At 64.0% G+C, this 20,322-nt stretch carries 16 protein-coding genes; 10 read left to right on the forward strand and 6 right to left on the reverse strand.

The window, feature by feature from the left end:
* Positions 1-187: 187 nt before the first annotated feature.
* Positions 188-2,380: a TonB-dependent receptor gene (locus NTCA1_RS11210; protein ID WP_159830559.1), complete on the forward strand. Its 2,193-nt coding sequence runs from the start codon at positions 188-190 to the stop codon at positions 2,378-2,380.
* 124 nt (positions 2,381-2,504) lie between these two features.
* On the opposite strand, the gene NTCA1_RS11215 is transcribed toward NTCA1_RS11210, so the two are convergent.
* Positions 2,505-3,182 carry a TetR/AcrR family transcriptional regulator gene (locus tag NTCA1_RS11215; RefSeq protein ID WP_086489848.1) on the reverse strand — a complete coding sequence of 226 codons (678 nt, stop codon included), beginning with the start codon at positions 3,180-3,182 and terminating at the stop codon, positions 2,505-2,507.
* Positions 3,183-3,269: 87 nt separating this feature from the next.
* Here NTCA1_RS11215 and NTCA1_RS11220 point away from each other — a divergent pair, with 87 nt between their 5' ends.
* The 3 genes from NTCA1_RS11220 to NTCA1_RS11230 all read left to right on the forward strand — a co-directional run bounded on the left by NTCA1_RS11220 (position 3,270) and on the right by NTCA1_RS11230 (position 7,399).
* Entirely contained in the window at positions 3,270-4,370 is a 1,101-nt protein-coding gene (locus tag NTCA1_RS11220; RefSeq protein WP_159830560.1) for an LLM class flavin-dependent oxidoreductase, read from the forward strand.
* Between the two features lie 63 nt (positions 4,371-4,433).
* Positions 4,434-5,021, forward strand: coding sequence for an NADPH-dependent FMN reductase (locus tag NTCA1_RS11225; RefSeq protein ID WP_159830561.1), 588 nt, complete (start codon positions 4,434-4,436; stop codon positions 5,019-5,021).
* Positions 5,018-7,399, forward strand: coding sequence for a glycoside hydrolase family 3 protein (locus NTCA1_RS11230; RefSeq protein WP_159830562.1), 2,382 nt, complete (start codon positions 5,018-5,020; stop codon positions 7,397-7,399). The genes NTCA1_RS11225 and NTCA1_RS11230 overlap by 4 nt, the downstream gene beginning before the upstream one ends.
* 67 nt (positions 7,400-7,466) lie before the next feature.
* On the opposite strand, the gene NTCA1_RS11235 is transcribed toward NTCA1_RS11230, so the two are convergent.
* A complete protein-coding gene (locus NTCA1_RS11235) occupies positions 7,467-8,726 on the reverse strand; it encodes an MFS transporter (protein WP_374705178.1) in 1,260 nt (419 codons plus the stop codon).
* Between the two features lie 232 nt (positions 8,727-8,958).
* On the opposite strand from NTCA1_RS11235, the gene NTCA1_RS11240 reads away from it, so the two are divergent.
* The 4 genes from NTCA1_RS11240 to NTCA1_RS11255 all read left to right on the forward strand — a co-directional run bounded on the left by NTCA1_RS11240 (position 8,959) and on the right by NTCA1_RS11255 (position 13,943).
* Positions 8,959-9,591, forward strand: coding sequence for a gluconate 2-dehydrogenase subunit 3 family protein (locus tag NTCA1_RS11240; protein ID WP_159830563.1), 633 nt, complete (start codon positions 8,959-8,961; stop codon positions 9,589-9,591).
* A 2-nt stretch (positions 9,592-9,593) separates the two neighbouring features.
* Entirely contained in the window at positions 9,594-11,318 is a 1,725-nt protein-coding gene (locus NTCA1_RS11245; protein ID WP_159830564.1) for a GMC oxidoreductase, read from the forward strand.
* Positions 11,315-12,751: an MFS transporter gene (locus NTCA1_RS11250; RefSeq protein WP_236549244.1), complete on the forward strand. Its 1,437-nt coding sequence runs from the start codon at positions 11,315-11,317 to the stop codon at positions 12,749-12,751. The genes NTCA1_RS11245 and NTCA1_RS11250 overlap by 4 nt, the downstream gene beginning before the upstream one ends.
* 193 nt (positions 12,752-12,944) lie before the next feature.
* Complete coding sequence (locus tag NTCA1_RS11255; RefSeq protein ID WP_159830565.1) at positions 12,945-13,943, forward strand: aromatic ring-hydroxylating dioxygenase subunit alpha; 999 nt, start codon at positions 12,945-12,947, stop codon at positions 13,941-13,943.
* A 28-nt stretch (positions 13,944-13,971) separates the two neighbouring features.
* Here the strand turns inward: NTCA1_RS11255 and NTCA1_RS11260 are convergent, their stop codons facing one another.
* The 4 genes from NTCA1_RS11260 to NTCA1_RS11275 are packed head-to-tail and all read right to left on the reverse strand — an operon-like array spanning position 13,972 to position 17,970.
* A complete protein-coding gene (locus NTCA1_RS11260) occupies positions 13,972-14,940 on the reverse strand; it encodes a nucleoside hydrolase (RefSeq protein WP_159830566.1) in 969 nt (322 codons plus the stop codon).
* A gap of 14 nt (positions 14,941-14,954) precedes the next feature.
* Entirely contained in the window at positions 14,955-16,577 is a 1,623-nt protein-coding gene (locus NTCA1_RS11265; RefSeq protein ID WP_159830567.1) for a family 43 glycosylhydrolase, read from the reverse strand.
* On the reverse strand, positions 16,574-16,966 hold the full coding sequence (locus NTCA1_RS11270; protein ID WP_159830568.1) for a DUF6379 domain-containing protein: 393 nt from the start codon (positions 16,964-16,966) through the stop codon (positions 16,574-16,576). The genes NTCA1_RS11265 and NTCA1_RS11270 overlap by 4 nt, the downstream gene beginning before the upstream one ends.
* Positions 16,966-17,970 carry a sugar phosphate isomerase/epimerase gene (locus NTCA1_RS11275; RefSeq protein WP_159830569.1) on the reverse strand — a complete coding sequence of 335 codons (1,005 nt, stop codon included), beginning with the start codon at positions 17,968-17,970 and terminating at the stop codon, positions 16,966-16,968. The genes NTCA1_RS11270 and NTCA1_RS11275 overlap by 1 nt, the downstream gene beginning before the upstream one ends.
* A 288-nt stretch (positions 17,971-18,258) precedes the next feature.
* Between NTCA1_RS11275 and NTCA1_RS11280 the strand changes: the two genes are divergently transcribed.
* Both NTCA1_RS11280 and NTCA1_RS11285 read left to right on the forward strand, forming a co-directional pair.
* The gene (locus NTCA1_RS11280; RefSeq protein WP_159830570.1) at positions 18,259-19,374 is read left to right on the forward strand and encodes an FAD-dependent oxidoreductase; all 1,116 of its coding nucleotides are present in this window, start codon (positions 18,259-18,261) and stop codon (positions 19,372-19,374) included.
* Between the two features lie 42 nt (positions 19,375-19,416).
* Positions 19,417-20,319: a VOC family protein gene (locus NTCA1_RS11285; protein ID WP_159830571.1), complete on the forward strand. Its 903-nt coding sequence runs from the start codon at positions 19,417-19,419 to the stop codon at positions 20,317-20,319.
* Positions 20,320-20,322 lie beyond the last annotated feature (3 nt).

Raw genomic sequence — 20,322 nt, forward strand, 5'->3', positions numbered from 1 at the left:
AAATGGGAAGTGCCCTAGCAGGGGGCGGGATGGAACAGGTGTGGAAGGCGTTTGCGGCCTCCCTACCTCGCAAATTGGCATCGAACGATCTGCTTGACGACCGATTGCGCCTCCATTAATTAGAATGCGTATTCTGGTTTTATAACGAATGCCCATAAGGGCCAGCAGACGCATTGGGGAGGATTCCATGAAATTGAATTTCCTGCTTGTTTCCGTGTCCGTGTTCGCCATGCCGACAATGGCTCTGGCGCAGAACGCGGCCGACGAATCGCAGGAGCAGGCGAGTGGGCTTGGCGACATCATCGTCACGGCAAACCGCACTGCATCGAATGCACAGGACACGCCTACCGCGCTCAATGTCTATTCCGGCGATGCGCTGCGCGATGCGGGTATCGCCTCGGTTCGTGACCTTGCCTCGATCGACGCCAGCGTGAACATCTCGCCCTCGGCGGGCGCGGCCTATGTCGCCGTTCGTGGCATCGCCTCTACCGATGTGACCGAGATCGGCGATCCTTCGGTTCCGGTCGCGCGGGACGGTTTCTACACCAACCGCTCGTTCTCGCTGAACTCCTCGATGTACGATCTTGCGCGTATCGAAGTGTTGAAAGGACCGCAGGGTACTTTGAACGGACGCAATTCAACCGGCGGTCTGGTCAGTATCATCACCAATCGTCCCAAGTTCGAGAATGGCGGCTACAGTTCGGTGGAAGTCGCCAATTTCGGCACTTTCAATGGTGAGATGGGTGCCAACCTGGCGATCAGCGACACTTTCGCGATCCGCGCATCGGGGACCTATCTCAGCCACAACGGCTATCGCAAGATCGACGGCCCCACCAGGAGCGGCGACGACGAGGATTTTGCCTCTGGCCGTATCCAGGCGCTCTACAACTCCGGGGGGCTTTCGGCGTGGGTTTCCTATCAGCACGATTCCCGCGTGGTGAACGGCGACGCGATCCTGCGCGGCACGCTGGGCGGACCGAAGCCGAGCTTCAGCGATCTGGGCGCTTTTCCCGGGAATTCGCCGCAGAAGACCACCCTTGAAGGCGATCGCATTCGCTGGGAACTGTCCTATACGACCGACAGCAATCTCAACTTCATCTACGCGGGCGGCTACGACAGCCAGAACTGGGTCAACGTGCTCGACGCGACCGGCCCGGAATATCCCGCCAACCGCCAGTTCCGGCAGAATGAGCGACCGAAGACCTGGAACCACGAGTTCCGCGTAAGCAACGACAACAGTTCGCGTCTGTTCTTCCAGGCCGGATACTTCCGGTTCAGCGAAAACAACAAGGTCGACTCCGGGCTCTACAACCGCGAAATGACCGGGCCTTTCGCGGTTGGCGGTCCGCTCGAGGCGCTGGGGCAGCCCGATCAGTACGGTATCAAGTTCGACTACAAGATCCGTACCCGCTCCCAGGCGGTCTTCGCGCAAGTCGATTATGACCTGACGGATCAGTTGGAGATCAGTCTGGGCGGCCGCTATACATGGGACAAGAAAGTACGCAGCGGGCAAGCCCTGCTGGATCTTCAGGCGCTGGCCAGCCCCTTCGCGCCTGCCTCGACCTTCCCGGTCGAAGGCAACGGCAGGCTGAGCGACAGCCAGCCGACCTGGCACGCCGGCCTCAACTATCGGCCGGCACCCGATACGCTGATCTATGCCAAGTACGATCGCGGCTACAAGTCGGGCGGTTTCAACTCCAACGGCAGCTCGGCACCGGTGCCCTACGATCCCGAACAGCTCGATGCCTTCGAAATCGGCACCAAGAACTCATTGCTGGGCAATACGCTTCAGCTCAACGGGGACGTGTTCTACTCGAACTATCGCGGTTACCAGGCTTCGCAGACTTCCGATGTCCTCCAGGGCAGCGGTATCTTCAACGTGGGTTCGGCGAAGATATTCGGGGTCGAGGGTGAGGTGAAGGCGCTGCTGGGGCAGAACACGCGCCTCGGGCTGAACGCGGCCTACCTGCACACCAAGTTCGGGGACGGCATCGTCGTCAACGATGGTGACGGCAATCCGGCGGATATCAGCGGAAATCGCCTGCCCAATGCCCCATCGTTCACGCTGACAGGGTCGATCGACCAGGACATCGTTCTGGGGTCCGGCAAGATCACCGCGCATGCCGATGCCAAATATTCGTCGAAGTACTACTTCTCCGCCTTCAACCTGGACGACATCTCGACCGGCAGCTTCGCCATCGCCAATGCTTCGCTGGGTTACGAACCGAACCATGGCGGTTGGAAGGTGATCGCCTTCGTGCGCAACATTTTCGACAAGAACGTGCTGTCCTATGCGCAGCAGAACTTCGTTTCGCATACCAACAATTATCAGTTCCAGCCTCCGCGCACTTATGGCGTGCGTGCGAGCGTCAATTTCTGACGCAGGGGCAGGTCCAACCGCATGGCCGCGCTTTCTCCTCCTTGCGGCCATGCGGCAAACTGAAGGGGCGCGGCATTCTTGCCGCGCCCCTCTATGTTGAAGCGACGCTGTCGTCAGTCTTCGGTCAGACGTCCGCCTTCAGGTAGGCCAGGCACATCCGGCCGAGTTCCTTGTTCAGCTGTTGCCAATCATGGGAATAGGCGGATTCGGCTGTGGAGCCGAGGCTCAACTGGCGGGCCAGGGTGGCGAAGATGATCTGGTAGGCGGCATCGGCCTTGAGTTCGTGATCTTCGCCGCCGAATTCGTCGCGGTATTCGAGCATTGCTGTCGTACCCATCGCGGCGGCGCGATTGGCGCTCTGTTTGCCGGGTTCGGACACCAGCGGATCGAACGAGGCGCGCTGCATGCTGAGGCGCAGCAGCGGGGCGTGGTCGCGCAGAACTTCCGCAAATGCCTGGACGTAGCGGGGGACGAAAGTGTCGAGCGATGTCGCTTTCGCCTTTACCGAGGCCATCATCGCGTCCTCGTCTGCGGCCATGCGTTCGAGGTGGTTGGCGATCACCGCCCTGACCAGGTTCTCCTTGCTTTTGAAGCGCAAGTAGATCGAGCCGATCGAGACGTTGCCCGATTGGCTGACGTCCTGAAGCGTGAATTCTTCGCTCCCGCGTTCGAGCATGAGCTTTTCCGCAGCGACCAGCATCCGTTCGAAGGAAGCCTTGCTGCGCCCCTGCTGCGGGGTGCGGCTGACCGTATCGACGGCCAGTTTTTTTTCGGAGGCGCGAGGCCTTGGACGAGTTGACATAGCAGCAATAAACACATTATCGAAATAAGAACGTCAATTCTAATTTGTCGGCATATCCGTGCCGCGATGATTCCCTGGGAGGGTTACATGCGCTTTTCCGTCTTTCTGAACGCCCGCTCGCTCGGTCCCGATCAGGACCGCAAGCTGATGAAGGATCTGGAGGCGCATGCGCGCCTTGCCGCGACGCTCGATTACGACGCGATCTTTCTGCCCGACCATCACTTCAACGGTTACATGCCGCTGGCAAGCGACAGCTTCATCTTCGCCGCCTATCTGGCCGCCCAGATGCCTCACATGCATTTCGGCTTCTCGGTCGTATCGGTGCCGCTGCATCATCCCGTGCGTTTCGCGGAGCGGATCAATCTCCTCGACCAGCTGACCGACGGTAAGCTGCTTGTCGGCGTAGGGTCAGGCACCACGCCCGAAGAGATGATCGGCTTCGCCGTGGACTATCGCGACGCGGGCGCGATCTCGGAAAACAATCTTGCCATTGCCGAACAGCTCTGGGCGAAGAAGATGGAGGATCCGGCCGTGACCATCGCGAACGGCCCTTACAACGGCCGCGTGCTCCAGCGCATCACGCCGGCGGCCTACACGCCGGGCCATGCGCGGCTGATGCCGGTGGCGATGAAGGAAGCCAGTTCGCGCCGCGCGGCGGAGAACGGATGGCCGGCCTTCATCCCGGCGTTCACGCCGCCCAAGATCGGTGGCACCGAGCCGTTCGCTCACGTCAAGAAGTGGTTCGACATCTACAAGGGTTTCCTGCTGGAAGCGGGCCACAGCAACGAAGTTGTCGCTGCCGCGCTCGACTGGACTACCCACACCTATCAGGTGGTCCATGTCGCCGAAACCGACGAGCAGGCGCGCGATGAGCTTGAGGTGATCCTGCGCTCCTACCAGGAAGCCGTGGAGCGTGAGGCGGAATTCAACGCCCGCGCGGAAAGCGACGATGCCAATCGCAAGACGGATCGTACACCGAACGCCCTCACCGAGGACTGGATCGGCACCTGGTGCCTTTATGGCTCGCCCGACACGGTGATCGAGCACCTTACGCCCTATCGCGATCTGGGTATCGGCAACATCCTGTGCGGCACCACGACCGGCCCGTTGACCGAAGAACGTCTCAGGCTGGGCAACCAGACGCTGAACCTCCTTTCGGAACGGGTCATGCCTGCTCTCAAGGGATGAGTGCGGACGGATGGAAACGATAGAGGCCCCGAAGGACAGGGCGGGCCGATCAGGGAGAGTGCAATGACAGCAGATCCAATGCCACGCCGAAAGCGGGTGGTCGGCCTTGGTGGAACCTTCCGCCCGGCGTCGTCCAGCGAACGCCTCGTCCGCGCCGTGCTGGCCGCGTGCGAGGCGCTGGGCGCCGAAACGGCGATGTTCGACGGTCCTGCCCTCGCGCGCCTGCCGCATTTCAACCCGGAACATGCCGAGCGAACCGTGGAAGAACGTGAACTGGTCGATGCCGTGCGGGCCTGCGATGCTCTGGTGATCGGCAGTCCCGGTTATCACGGCGGTTATTCGGGGCTCGTGAAGAACGCGGTCGATCTGCTGGAAGACTTGCGAGCCGATACGCGGGTCTATTTCGACGGCATGCCGGTAGGCCTCGTGGTGACGGCGGCGGGCTGGCAGGCCTGCGGCACGACGCTGTCCGCCCTGCGCGACGTCGTCCACGCGATGCGAGGCTGGCCGACGCCGGTGGGCATCGCCGTCAACTCGGTGGAGCAGAGGCCGTTCGGAGCGGACGGCGTTGTCGCCGATGAAGGCATCGCCAGCGCCGTGCAGGCGCAGGCGCGCCAGATCATGGGCTTTGCATTCGGATCTTCGGCATGACGGACATTACGCTTTCCCAGGCCAGTGCGCTTACGGCGGGCGGGGCGATGTGGTCTTCCGTGGCTTTGCCGGAAGCCGATATTCCGGCCTTCACGATGTCTGATGGCCCGCTCGGCATCGCCAGCGGCCGGGTGGACGAGCGCGACATCGCGCTGCTCAGTCCCTGTGCGACGCTGCTCGGTGCGACGTGGGACCGCGACTTGTGCCGCCGGCTGGGGGAACTCGTCGGGCACGAGGCCGTGGCGCGCGGCGTCGATGCGGTGCTGGCGCCCAATCTCAATCTGGCACGAAGCCCGCTGGCAGGGCGCGCCTTCGAGTATTTTTCCGAGGATCCGGTATTGGCCGGGGTCCTCGGTGCGGAATGGGCGGCGGGCCTGCAGTCGACCGGCACCGGCTCGGTCGCCAAGCACCTCGTGTGCAACGATAGCGAGACGGCGCGCGATGAAGTCGACGTGCGCGTCGATGAGAGGACGCTTCGCGAAGTCTATCTGCTGCCTTTCGAATATGCGGTGGATGCCGGGTGTGTCGGTCTCCTGGCTGCCTACAACCGCGTGAACGGCGCGTGGTGCGCGGAGCAGGCGGAAGTGCTGACGAATATCGTCAAGGGCGAGTGGGCCTTCGGCGGTCTCGTGATGAGCGACTGGTTCGGCACGCATTCGACCGAAGGCTCGATCAATGCCGGGCTCGATCTGGAGATGCCCGGACCCGCGCGGTTCCTGGGTTCGAAAGTCGAGGCGGTTGTGGAGGCGGGATCGGTCCTGCGCAGCCGCGTGGAGGATGCGGCCGCCCGTGTCACGGCCGTCGCAAGGCAGCTCAATGCCGCGAAGTCGCTGCCGCCCCCAGCGGAGGAGGCCGAGGCTTTGCTGGTAGAGGCCGCCGCAGCGGGGTTCACCCTGTTGCGCAACGAAGGCGCCATGCTCCCGCTGGTACCGGGCACGATCGGACGGCTGGCGGTGATCGGGCCCAATGCCTACGCCCCGTGCTTCCAGGGCGGTACGTTCGCGAAGATCTCGATCTCTCCCGACGTGCCGACGCCGCTGGACACCCTGCGCGAAACCTACGGAGCGAACTGCGATCTGGTGTTCGAACCGGGCGTGGATCCGCAGCCCCGTCTACCGGCAATGCCGGTGGTTCCGGCGCAGGATATCGGAGACGGCTGCACGCGGGGCATGACGGTCGCGTATTTCGCGCAGCCGGGTTGCAGCGGCGAACTCCTGATGCGGGAAACCCGCGACACCAATTCGCTGGTGTGGTTCGTCGGTGTCCATGAGCAGGCGATATTTACCCGGCCCGGCTCGCTGCGCGCCTCCGGCAGGTTCACTGCCGAGAGCGGTGGACCACACGCGGTCTATCTCGGCTCCACCGGCAAGGCGCGCATTCTGGTGGATGGGCGCGAAGTGCTGACCGCGGGAGGTGAAGTACCGGCTTCCGAGATCATGGGCGTGCTCAAGCGCGGCGATGCGGACGTGGCGACGATCGAACTTGCCGAAGGGCAGGAAGTGGTCGTTACCGTGGAGTTCGACTGGGTGGGCGGCCGCGTGCAGGGGCTCTGGTACGGGTTGCGCAGGCCCGACAGCGCCGAGGCCATGCTCCACCGCGCTGTCGAGGCGGCGCGCGGTGCCGATGCGGTGCTGCTGGTGGTCGGGGAAACCTCGGATTCCAGCGTCGAGAGCAAGGATCGCACCGATACCAGGCTGCCGGAATTGCAGGAGCGCCTGATCGCGCAAGTTTGCGCGGTCAATCCGCGCACGGCGGTGATCGTCAATGTCGGCCATGCGTTCGACTGCAGCTGGGAGCAGGGCGCCGCTGCCGTCCTCTCCGCCTGGTATCCCGGACAGGGTTTTGCCCAGGCGCTTGCGAATGTCCTGTCGGGCCGCAGCGAACCTCGCGGCCGCCTGCCGGTCACGATCGCGGCGCAGGAGGCGGATTACCCCGCTTATGCTCTTGCACCGGCGGACGATGGCACGCTGACTTATTCCGAAGGCACGCGGTTCGGTTATCGCGGGCTCGTGGCGGCAGGACGTCCGGCGCACCATCCCTTCGGCAGCGGCCAGGGCTATGCGCGGGTCGAATGGTCGGAGCCCGAGGGCGGGGAGGGGGCGCTCTCCATCGTCCTCACCAACACCGGCGACCGCGAGACTTGCGAAGTCGTACAGGTCTATCGCGACGAGCCGGAATGCGCGCTGGTGGGTTTCGCGCGGGCCATCCTGACGCCGGGCGAGAGCCGCCGGGTGCGGGTTCCCCTTGAGCCCAAGGCACTGCGTCTCTGGAGCGATGCGGGGTGGAAGCCGGTCGCGGATCGTCTGACCTTGCGTCTCGCCAGGCATTGCGAGGACGCCGGTTTTCTTATCGAGTTCGCAGTTTCCGATCTCTTCTGAGGACCCCGCAAGGAAAAGGGCCGGCAGGACGTTGTCCTGCCGGCCCTTTTCTGTTGGCGTCCCGGGTTCAGGCGGTGCGGGGAAGCGCGGGACTGGCGCGCAGGGCGATCACGAGCGCGGCCACCATGGCGCCCACCGCAGCGCAGCCGCTGGCAAGGAAGGCACCCTGCATGGAGCCGCTGGCCAGATTGAGCTGATGAACGATCCAGGGCGAAGTGAACTGACCGAAGAAGAAGGCGCCGGTCCAGATGCCCATGCCGCGTCCGCGATGTTCGAAGGGAAATTTGGTCTGGGCCCAGGCGACCAGCATCGGCACTGCCATTCCGGCCCCGGTCTGCTGGATGCACAGTCCCACGACCATCTCTCCCGGCGTGCGCGCTAGGCCGATAACGGCTAGGCCCGTGCCCAGGATCCCGAAAAAGGCCGCCAGCTGGGCTGCGTTGGACCGTCCTGACAGGACCCGGAACAGTAGCGCGCCAAGGATCACGAAAAGACTGGGCAGAAAGCTCATGCGTCCCACCGCTGCAGGGTCCGTCACGCCCACTTCACCGAAGGCAATGCTGCCATTGACGATGAACACGTAGTAGAGCGCCGAGGAAAACAGGGTGACGACTGCCACTGCGGCAGCTGCTGCGAGGGGAAATGCCGTTTTCGCGCTGCTGGACCTTTGGAGATCGGCAGAAGCAACGTTTTGCTTCGACCGCGCTCCGCCGGGTTCGAACATGAAGGCCAGCATGGAAAGGAAAATCGGGAAGGCTACCAGATAGACCAGAAAACCCCCGTTCCAGCGTAGCGATGCGACGGTTCCCGACAGCAGGATCACGCCCGAAGCCAGGAACGGCCCGACGACGCCTTGCAGGAAAAGCCAGTCGCGGCGCCCGGTATCGTCCCAGTAGTCCGCGATCAGCGTGTTGACGATGGTGAGGATTCCCGCCTCGCAGACGCCCAGCATCAGGCGGGTTGCGAAGATCTGGTCCAGATCGTCGAGGAAGAACGGTGCGGTGCCGAACAGGCCATAGAAGAACGTACAGCCCAGCAGCAGTCTGCGCCGTCCGAACTTGTCCACGAAGAATCCGGCGAATGGCGCAAGGACGGCCACCGTAAGGCCGGGCGCGGTGACCATGAGCGGCACTTTCGACGCTGCGGCAGGGTCTGCGGCGAAATGCCGGATCATCGATGCGACGATCGGAAACATCGAGACGATGGCGAAAATGGGCAGAAACGCCGCTGCTACCAGGGTCACGCCCTGCGGTCGCATCGTCAGCCTGCTGAAGAAACGGGATACCGGGTTCATGCTACTCCCAACTGCGCTCTGCGAACGGCGCATATTAGAATTTGTATTCTCGTTTGGTATCGATCCCCGGGCTTTCGGTCAATGCACTTGTTTCCGGCAGAGAGGCTTGACGAGGCGAAGATTCAAAAATTAGAATGATAGTTATAAAAATGGTGAGGATGCGGATGAAACGGCGATTGCAGATGGGTATGATCGGCGGAAATCCGGGCTCCCTCATAAGGCTCGACAGAACTAGGGCCGACTCGATACATTTGGAAATCGGCACATGATCGGGGCGAAGTCCGGCTGGAATCGCCGCGAATTCGGTGCCGGAGCGGCACTGCTGGCGCTGGCGCTGGGTATTCCCGCGGCGGGCGTAAAGCTCACGAATCTGGATGCCGAAGATCAGCCGAGCGAGCGCCAGCGCAGGCTGCTCGCGGACGTATCCGACCTCGTCATCCCGCGCACCGATACGCCCGGCGCGATGGACCTCGGTGTGGGCGATTTCGTGGTGCTGGCCCTGGCCCACGGCCTGTCCGGTACACGCGCGCCGATGGCCTCTGGCGCGGTGACGGCTGCCATCGAACCCTTCCGTCGGCGCGACGGTTCGATACGTCATCTGCCCTGGCTGGAACGCGCGCTGGACCATGCCGCGGGCGGCGACTTCCTGCGGTACGAGCCTGCCGAACGCGCGCGCCTGCTGGCCGCGCTCGACGAGGCGGCATTCGCACAAGGGGCGCCGCCTTCGCCGTGGACGGCCGTCAAGGGTCTGATCCTAACCGGGTATTACACCAGCGAAGCGGGTGGTTCGCAGGAGCTTCGCTACGAACTCGTCCCCGGCAAGTGGGAATGGGACATCCCGCTCACCCCGGACATGCGCGCTTTCTCCAGCGACTGGACCGCAGTGGATTTCGGCTGACAATGAAAAACGACACCCAATTCGACGCGCCCCGGTTCGACGCCCCCCGGTTCGACGCCATCGTCGTCGGCTCCGGCATCACCGGAGGCTGGGCGGCAAAGGAACTGACCGAGGCGGGACTGACCGTGCTGATGGTCGAGCGCGGGCGCAATATCGAGCATCAGACCGGCTACGAGACCGAACTCAAGGCCCCATGGGAAATGCCTTTCCGAGGTCAGGGCGATGCCGCGCTCTATGCCCGTGAATATCCGGTGCAGATGCTCAACCGGCACTTCAACGAATTCACCGAAAGCCACTTCGTCAACGACGCCGAGCAGCCATACCAGAAGGCACCGGGCAAGGACTTCGACTGGTTTCGGTCCTATCAACTGGGCGGCCGTTCGCTGACCTGGGGGCGGCAATGCTATCGCTGGTCGGACTACGATTTCGGCGCCAACAAGCGCGACGGTTTCGGCACGGACTGGCCGATCCGTTATGCCGATCTCGCCCCATGGTACGACAAGGTCGAGGAATTCGTCGGCGTTTCGGGCGCGGCGGAGGGATTGGCGCAGCTTCCCGACGGGCGATTCCTGCCGCCGATGGAGCTTAACTGCGTCGAGCAGGCCGCGCGCGAACGCATCCGTGCCAAGTACCCGGACCGGGTCATGACCATTGGCCGCACCGCCAATCTCACCGAAGCGCGCCCGGAACAGGGCCGCGCGCATTGTCAGTACCGCAGTATCTGCGCGCGCGGCTGTTCCTACGGCGCTTATTTCTCCACCCAATCGGCAACGCTGCCGGCCGCCAAGAAGACGGGGCGGCTGAAGGTCGTCACCGATGCCCAGGTCCACAAGGTGGACTACGACGCGAAGACCGGCCGCGTTACCGGCGTGCGCTGGATCGACACGAAGACCGGCGAGCACAAGGTGGCTTTTGCCCGTGTCGTGTTTCTCAATGCAGGCGCCTTCAATTCGGTTCACCTCATGCTGAATTCGGCCAGCGAGGCCATGCCGCAGGGGCTTGCCAATTCCAGCGGTGTGCTCGGCACGCATATCATGGATCATGCCAACACGATGGCGGCCATGGCAGTGATGCCCGGTTTCGAAGGGCGTACCAGTTTCGGCAACCGGCCGACGGGCATCGTCATCCCGCGCTTCCGCAATCTCGAAACTCTGGACGGCGAAGGCTTCACGCGCGGCTATTCGTTCCAGGGCGGCGCATTGCAGGGCACCTGGACGCGCGGCAAGCGGATGGGCGGCATCGGCAAGGCGTACAAGGAGGAACTGCACAAGATCGGCCCCTGGACGATGGTGCTGGTGGTCTTCGCGGATTCGATGCCCCGCGCCAGCAACCGCCTGACCCTGAGCAAGCGCACCGACCCGCGCGGCGTGCGCCAGCTCGAGATCGCCTTCGCGCACGGCAAGGAAGAAATGGCCGCGCTGGCCGATGCCCACCGCGAGGCCACCGCGATGCTCACCGAAGCCGGCGGGCACGTCATCATGGGCTTCGACCGGCCGGGCCACGGCGGCACTTCGATCCACGAAATGGGCGGCGCGCGGATGGGGTGGGATCCGAAAACCTCCGTGCTCAACCGGTTGAGCCAGGCCCACGACATTCCGAACCTGTTCGTCACCGATGGCGCGCAGATGAGTTCGTCGGCCTGCCAGAACCCTTCGCTTACTTACATGGCGCTTACCGCGCGGGCTTGCGCGACGGCAGTTTCGATGTTGCAGGAAGGCGTGATTTGACGCCCGGCGTCTCGCTTCAACCAGCCACACGATATGGAGCAGGGCTGACCGCACGCCGAAAGTCGATCGCCTATCTCACCCTGATGGTGGCGCTGGTTCTGGAGATCGTCGACGTGACGATCGTGAACACGGCACTGCCGGTGATAGAGCGGGATTTCGGCGCGGCTGCGGCGCAGGCGCAATGGGTGGCGGCGGGGTATTCGCTGGCTTTCGCCCTGTTGCTGATGCTGGGCGGACGGCTGGGAGATTCGCTGGGTTATCGGCGGCTCTTCGTGGGAGGGGTGGGCGGCTTCACGCTGGCTTCGGTGCTCTGCGGCCTGTCGGAGAACCCGGCGCAACTCATCGCCGCGCGGGTGTTTCAGGGTGCGGCGGGTGCGATGATGGCGCCGCAAGTCATGGCGCTGGTGCAGGTTCTGTTCGAACCTCGGGAACGGGTGGCCAAGCTGGCATGGGTGGGCGTGATTGGCGGTCTCTCCGCGATCTGCGGACCGATCCTGGGGGGCATCCTCATCCATGCCGACCTGTTCGGCCTGGGGTGGCGTAGCGTGTTCCTGATCAATGGTCCGGTAGGTCTCTTCGCCATGGCGATCGGCTGGCGGCTGCTGCCCGATGCAAGTTCCCCAAACGCGCGCGGAATCGACTTCGGCGGTACAGTGCTCTTTGCGGGGGCGATGGCGGCTCTGCTGATACCACTCGTGCGGGGCGCGGACTTCGGCTGGCGGCCGTGGCATTTCGCGCTACTGGCCGCTGCTCCCCTTCTGCTGGCACTGGTCTGGCGGCGCACGCGGACGAGATCGGACAGCGGCGCCGCAACGCTTTTCGCGCCGGAGCTTTTCGCGGAGCCGCAGTTCGCACTCGGCCTGGCCATTGCCCTGGGGTTCGGCGCGGCGACCGGCGGCTTCCTCTTCGTCTTCGCTTTCGGAGCGCAGAAGCTGCTGGGCTATTCGCCCTTGCAGACGGGCCTGCTGCATATCCCGTTCAGTGCGGGCGTGATGCTGGGCATAGCCTTTCTGGGACGCAAGCTGGTGATGAGCCGGGGCAAATGGGTGCTGGTACTGGGAACAGGGTTCATGGCCTTGTTCGCGTGCGGTTCTCTGGCATGGATCGCGGTGGGCGGTTCCTGGTTCTGGGTCCTGCCCTGTCTGGCGCTGGCGGGAACGGGTATGGGCATGACCAGCGGGCCGTTGACTCCGGTGATCCTCGCCCGCGTCGACACGCGGCACGCGGGTGCAGCCAGCGGGTTGATCAAGACCGTGCAGGAACTCGGCATGGCGCTGGGCATAGCGATGGTCGGCACGGCCTTCTTTGCCGGTGCGCCGCATGGCGAAGGCGGTGCCATATGGCCTGCGGTCGCCATGATCGAGGCGCTTCTGGCGGTCTGCCTGGTGCTTGCCGTCCTCCTGCCGGAGAGCCTGTTTCCCGACAGCGAATGATGCTTGACTGGAATTTTGATTCCAATTATTTTCGAAACCGAGCCTGGTAACGATCCCTGCGATCGTTTGGGAAGGCGGCGTGATCTCGCCGTCGGCTGCAGGCCCCATGTCCTTCGGGACGATCCCGATCGGGATGGGGCAATGCAGCGCTCAGGGCGCGCTCTCCACCGATCGATGACGGAAAGGGAGAGCGATGTCGGAATACGTGCGCAATTTGTGGTACATGGCCGCCTGGGATCACGAAATTCCCGAAAGCGGCATGCTTTCGCGCACCTTGCTGGACGAGAAGTGGCTGATCGTGCGCCTTTCGGACGGCGCTTATGCCATGCTGGCCGACCGGTGCCCTCATCGCTTCGTGCCGCTCAGTCGGGGGAGGCTGGAGAACGACCTTGTCCATTGCCCCTATCACGGGCTTGGCTTCGATCGCACGGGAGCCTGCGCCCACAATCCATTCCCGGCAGCACCGCCTTCCCATGTGAGGGTGCGCACGATGCCGGTGGTGCATGCCCATCGCGGACTGTGGTTCTGGCCCGGCGATCCGGCGAAGGCCGATCCGGCCCTGATCCCCGACTTCGCCTTCGTCGACCGCACCGGAATGCAGCGCAGTTCGCTGACGATCCGGGGCAATTACGAGCTGGTGAGCGACAACCTCATGGATCTGACCCATGCCGAATTCCTTCATGTCACCAGCTTCGGCGTCAACGGTTCGATATTCCGGGGCGCGCAGTCGGTGCTGAACGAACGGGACGGCGCGATCTGGAACAACTGGGACATGCAGGGCGTCACGCCGCCGATCTGGGCCGCGGCCATGCTGGCCGAGGGGGATCGGGTGGACCAGTGGCTGCACATGCGCTGGCATGCCCCGGCATCGATGGCGCTGACTGTGGGTCTTGCCCGGGCGGGAACGCAGTGCGCGGATCTTGTCGTGCCGCAGATGGTCAACCCGCATATCATAACGCCCGAGACGCAGACGACCTCGCACTACTTCTACGACCACGAAGCCACGCCCGAGGCGGAGGCACTGGCGCGTCAGGTCTTCGTGGAGGAGGACGAGCCGATGATCGAGGCCGCGCAGGAGGCGCTTGGCGCAATGGACTTCTGGGAGGCGCGTCCGGCGATCCTCGAAACCGACGCGGGTGCGATCCGCGCGCGGCGGCGGCTGATGCAACTGCGGCGCGCGGAAGCGGCATAGATGGGAAGCGCGAGACCTCCTCGCGCTTCTAGCTTTTCCGTGCGTGAAGCATCAGCAGGGCGAGGAAGTCGTCGAACGCCAGCCGTGCGTCGATGCGGGTGCAGACCCGCAGACGGCGACCGGGAATGACGGCGCCGTAGCTGCCGTCGTCCTTGATCTCGTGCGCTGGGACCGTCTCGAACGTGGAACTTTCCGGTGACAGCGTGCCCAGCACGACGGTCGGCGTATCGCCCATCGGCCATGCACCGCCGACATCGACGAAATCCGGCGGCGAGGTGAAGCGGTCGTAGAGCCACTGGGTGAAAGGCGATATCGGGCGCAACCGGACCTGCATGTCGGCGATCGACATCTGCATCTGCCGATAGGTCGATTGCGGTACTTGCGTGAGTTCGAGCGCTGGATCGCCAAGCACGCGCTGTGCAGCGGGCAGGTCGGCCATCAGGTTGTATTCCCATCCTCCCGAGGAATAATCGCCGCCGCCGATCCAGAACACCTTGAGGCGTCCGGCGATGCGGGGCTCCAGTTCCAGCGCCGCCGCCAGATTCGTGAGCGGCCCGCCGCAAGTGAAGACGAGCGGCAGCTTGTCCTCACGCATGGCCTCGGCGACGATCGCCCTTGCGGCGGGCGAGGGGCCGAGGTCGCCCAGGGTCTCGGAACCCGCGACGGTCGGGATGGCAGGCAGTCCAAGTCGCGCGACCAGTTCGGTGGCGACGCCGGCACCGATCCGCGCCGTCTGGTCGGCGGGGACTTGCGAGGGAAACTTGCGATCCAGCGCGGTCCCGGTGACGAGCACCGTGCGTGCCTTGGGGCTGAGCACCTGATGGGCCAACGCCACGAGCGAGTCGGGGTCGCCCGCATAGTCGTTATCCGCGATCACCCGCACCGAGGGTCGCTGCGGGATAGTCTTGAAGTCCGCTGCCGAGGCCGTGCCTCGCAGGGCAAGCATCGCGCCCGCCCCCATCGTAGCCGCCAGTATGCCGCGCCTGTCGATCGTCATGCCTCAGCCCTCCCTCATCCCCGGTTCAGGGCACGGTAGCGGTAGTCGCGAAAACGCGCCACGCCCGTGCCGCTGGCGAACAGCGCCGGACGCAGGCTGGCGAGATCGTCCATGGTGTTCGCGTGGTAGCCCGAGACTTCGCTGCGCACGGCGTGACGTATCCATTCGCCGCCGGGCACCCGGTGGTACATCGTCACGATATTGCGTGCGTTGACGATGCGCAGGTCGATTTTCCGGCTCTTTGCGACGGGCTCCTGCCAGTAGCTCGCCTTGCCGCCGCGATAGCTGATCATGCGTTCGCCGTCGCAGCCCATGCCGAGGAACAGCCGGTCGTTGAAGAACAGCAGGAGTCCGCCCTGCGCCTCGCCTTGCAGTTCCAGCGATACCGAGCATTCGTAAGCCCGGTCGCCGGTGAGGTGCGTAAGCGGCGAAGCATCGTTCGGGCCGCGACCCTTCGCGGTGAGTTCCAGCACGCCGCCGCCGATCCGTGCCCGTGCCGCTTCGGTCGGAGCCTGATTGTAGAACCGCCAACGGGTGCCCAGTGCCGGCGTAGTGAAGTCGTCCGACCATGCCATTCCGTGCGCTTCCGCCTTGCCGCCGCGCGGTGAAGGCAGCGGTTTTGCAAGGTCGCCGCCCATGGCGCGGGGCCAGCCTTCCGCATCCCAGCGGATCGGCTCCAGCAGGGTCTGGCGGCCGAGCGTGTGGAAGCCGTTCTCATATCCGTGATAGACGGCCCACCAGTCCCCGCCCGGACCTTCGACGAAGCTGGCATGTCCGCGCGACAGCCATTTGTCCGCCGGGTTCCATGTACGGACGATGGGATTGTGCGGACAATCCTGCCATGGCCCGTCGATCGAGCGGGAGCGCGCGACGGTGACCATGTGGCCGGTCGGCGGGCCGGCAGTACCGCCCACGGCGGTGACGAGATAGAACCAGTCCCCACGCCGCATCAGTTTCGGGCCTTCGAGCGAATAGGCTTCGGTTATCCAGTCGTCAGGGTATTTCCAGCCGTCGTAGACTTTCTCCACCGGGCCGTCGGTGGCGAGGCCGTCGTCGCTCAGGCGAACGCGGTTTACGCCGCTGAGGAAAAGATAGCGTTTGCCATCCTCTCCCACGACATGGCCGGGATCGATGAGACCGCCGATGCCGAGGTCTACAGGGTCGCTCCAGGGGCCGCGGATGTCGTCGGCGTGGATGACGTAGATGTTGGCGAAGCTCTTCAATCCCTTCGACCACGGCGCCGCCATGAACGGGATGTAGATGTAATAGCGCCCATCATGCTTCACGAGATCGACGGCGAATACGATGCCCAGAGGGTTCTGCAGTGCAGGGCCCATAGGCGTCCAGTTCACAAGATCGCGTGAATGCCAGATCAGCAGGCCGGGGGCCGCCTCGAAGGAGGAGTGGGTGAGGTAGTAGTCCTCTCCGTCCTTCAGGATTGTCGGATCCGGGAAGTCGCCCGCCAGGACCGGGTTCAGATAGGTCCCGTTGCCAAGATCAGGGCGTCGCTGGCCCTCGATGCCTGCGGGAGGCTGTTCCGTTGTAGCGCCCAAGGCCGGCGCGACGCTCCCCGCAGCCCCGGCAAGACCTGCGCTGGCGAAGGCACCGAGGTGCAAGGCGCCGCGCCGGTCGATCATGCGGGCACCGCCACGGTCTTGCTGTCGGTATTGATCGAAGGGAACGGCAGGTAGGAGACACGGAGTTGTTGCAGCAGCGAGAGTTCGTGCTCGCCGGCGGGAAAGCCGCCCGGATGATCCACGAGGATTGTCGCGGGCATACCGAAAGGCCAGCGCCGGTCGTAGGCCAGTTCCATCTCGTCGAGCGTCAATGGCCCGGCGCCTTCGTCGAAACGCACGGCATCGCGGGCGACAGGTTCGCCGTCGATGGCAACGTCCAGCTTTTCGATCATCGAGAGGCCGAGGCCGCGATAGTAGCCCAGCTTGGCTTCGAAGGCGAAGCCGGTGGGTGCGTCGGCCGGGCCGGTATTGCGCAGACTGGCGGCGTCGATGAGGTACTTGTCGAACATCAGGCGGTCTCCAGCGCGGCTTCGGCCTTGGCGATGAGGTTCTCGAACATGACGTGCTGGCGGCGCACCTGTTCGCGGCTGTTCACTTCCTCCACGTCCTGGATCCAGCGGTTGCCTTCGTATTCGCTGGAAAGCGTGCCTTCCCAGCCGCACTTGACCAGTTCGGGGATCACCTCGTCATAGGCGATGGTCGGGTCGGTGCAGTCCTCGGTCATGCCGTAGAACTTGGCCTGGATGTGGCGGAAGTAGGGGGCATAGTCCTTGATGCGCTTCGGGTTGGCATAAGGCGCATGGCGCAGCGTTTCGGCCATGGCGATCTCGGCCTTGTTGCCCCCCATCTTCACCGCGACCTCATAGATCGTGTATTCGCACATGATCTTCTGCTCGTGCTGGTCGACGATGAACTGCGTGACTTCGGGGCGAGCGCCTTGCCGTTCGAACCGGGCGCGGAATTCGGGCGGATAATGCTTCATGAACACGCCCATGTCGGGCAGGATGCCGAGATGCTTCGTGCCGAGACGGTCGGCGACCTCGATCGTGCGCAGGATCCACGCGTGTTCCAGATGCCAGGGTGCGTGAACCTCGACCCCCATGTGGATGTCGAGCTGCTCGGCATAAGGCACGCACTTTTCCAGGATATCGGGGCGCACGAAGATCAGCACGCGCATGTTGCGAATGCCGAGGCGGTTGCACAGGGCCAGGTCGCGCCGGATGCTGTTCACCTGCTCCTCGTCCGACAGGACCTCACCCTTGCGCAGCTTGGTGTCCAGGAACATGTCGTAGCAGGTGAAGTGCGCATCGTGACGGGCCAGCATGTCCTGCCATTGGCCGACCTGGGCATCGGTGATGTCGGGGAACGTCGGCATGTTCTGTTCGGGCAGGATCTCGATGCCGGGGGCACCGATCGACGCGGCGAAGGCGACGACGTCTTCCACGTTCATCCGCCCCAGGAACATCTCTTCCTGGAAACTGTAGAGGCTCACGCCTCGCTGGATCTTGGACATAGTGACCCTTTTCGAAGGGGCCGTTCGCAGCGGCATACGAAAGCGCTCTGGCCAGGGCCTGTCGCTTCTCCCGGATACGCGGCGTTGCGGCCGTCTATATTAGAATAGAAATTCTTATCTGGACTCGGATGGGGGCGCTGTCAATCTCTTGACGGCGGGCAAATCCATAATTAGAAATTTCGTTCTAATTTGTTTGCGCATGACGCAAAGTCGTGCGGTTTGGGCCATGAGTCCGGGAGAGAAGCATGCGGCGTTTCCATCAGATTGCAGGGATGAGGAGTACCCGGCGTGGATGACCTGAACGTTCTTGTCGTGGGCGGCGGCATCGGAGGTCTCTCCGCCGCGATCGCACTGGGCCGCGCGGGGCACCGGGTCACGGTGATCGAGCGCGATCCCGAATGGTCGGTCTACGGCGTGGGCATCATTCAACAGGCCAATGTCGTGCGGGCGATGGACGAGCTTGGCGTGCTCGACGCGTTCCTGGATGCGGCTTGCGGGTTCGATGCGGTGGAGATCTACATTCCCTCCGGCGAGCGCGTCGCAAGGGTGCCCGCGCCAAGCCTGGTGCCGGGGAGGCCCGCCAATGTCGGCATCGGCCGCCGCGCACTCCAGAAGGTGCTGGGCGACAGTGCCAGGGCGCTTGGTGCGGTTATCCGGCTGGGCGTGACGGTTCTGGACCTCGACGACGACGGCCGGGGCGTGTCGGTGCGCTTCTCGGACGGCAGCACGGCGCGTTTCGATATCGTCGTCGGCGCGGACGGAGTCTATTCGCAGACGCGCGAGACGATCCTGCCCGATGTTGCAAAACCGGAATTCACCGGGCAGGGCGTCTGGCGCTACAACTTCCCGCGTCCCGGCGATCTCGACGCGCTGCACGTCTACAACGGCCCGGTAGGAGTCGGCCTGGTGCCGATGAGTGCCGAGGGGATGTACCTTTTCGCGACTAGCCCGGAGCCCGGAAACCCGCACTATCCCCGCGATGGGCTGGCCGCTGCAATGCGCGCAAAACTGGCCCATGCCGCGCCCCGGATCCAGGCGCTAGCGGAACAGATCACCGACGATGCAGGCGTCGTCTATCGTCCGCTCGAAGGGCTGATGGTCGGCGGCCCCTGGCACAAGGGCCGCGTGGTCCTGCTGGGCGATGCGGTCCATGCGACCACGCCGCATCTGGGGCAGGGCGCGGGCATGGCCATCGAGGATGCGATCGTTCTGGCCGAGGAACTCGGCCGCCACGACGATCCCGAAGCCGCTTTCGCCGCCTATCACGGCCGCCGCTACGAGCGCTGCCGCTACATCGTCGAGAAATCGCTGGAGATCTGCCACGGCCAGATCGGCAAGGGACCGCAGGTCGACAATCACAAGGCTACTGCGGAAATGTTCGCGGTGGTCTCGCAACCCATCTGAACAGCCATCCGTGCAGATATTCGACTTTTCAAGGACAGACCCATGACCCGAGTGACCGAGATCCGCTACGTCGGATATGGCGTCGAGAATTTCGACGCCGAACGAGCCTTCTATGTGAACGATTGGGGCCTCGTCGAAGTGGCGGCGGAGGACGGCCTTGCCTGGTTCAAGACCCACGGCCATGACGAGCATCACGTGGTGCGCCTTCATGAATCGGACGCCAACCATGTCGAGGTGATCGCCTTCGCTGCCGATACCCGCGCCGATGTCGATGCGCTGCACGAAAAGGTCGTGGCGGCGGGATGCAGGATCGTCCATGCCCCCCGTGCCCTCGAAGCGCCCGGCGGCGGCTATGGCTTTCGCTTCTTCTCGCCGGACGGCCTGCCTTTCGAGATCTCCGCCGAGGTCGCGCGTTCGACCAAGCGGGCGATGGCACGCTGGGAAGGCATGCCGGTCAAGATCAGCCACATCGTCGTCCATTCGCCGGATCATCAGGCGCTGGTGAGGTTCTTCACCGATGTGCTGGGCTTCAGGATCAGCGACTGGCTGGGGGACTTCATGTGCTTCCTGCGCTGCAACGAGGCGCATCACCGCGTCGCCATCCTGCCCGGACCGCCCTGCCTCAACCACGTCGCCTATGACATGCTGACGGTGGACGACATGTTTCGCGGCGCACACCGGCTCAAGCAGCACGGCACCGACATTCGCTGGGGACCGGGGCGCCACACGGCGGGCAACAACACTTTCAGCTACTTCGTGACGCCCGGCGGCTTCGCGGTAGAGTATACGTCCGAGCTGGAGGACGTGGATTTCGAGAACCACGTCCACAAGGTCCACACGCCCGCCCCGCTCGTCATGGACCAGTGGAGCATCGGCGTCGGCGGTCCGCAGACGATGCCCCACCCAAAGCCCGACGCGAAACTGTTCCAGCCGTCGGAGGTCTGAGCG

This window comes from Novosphingobium sp. TCA1 (genome assembly GCF_009811895.1).
Taxonomy (GTDB): Bacteria; Pseudomonadota; Alphaproteobacteria; order Sphingomonadales; family Sphingomonadaceae; genus Novosphingobium; species Novosphingobium panipatense_A.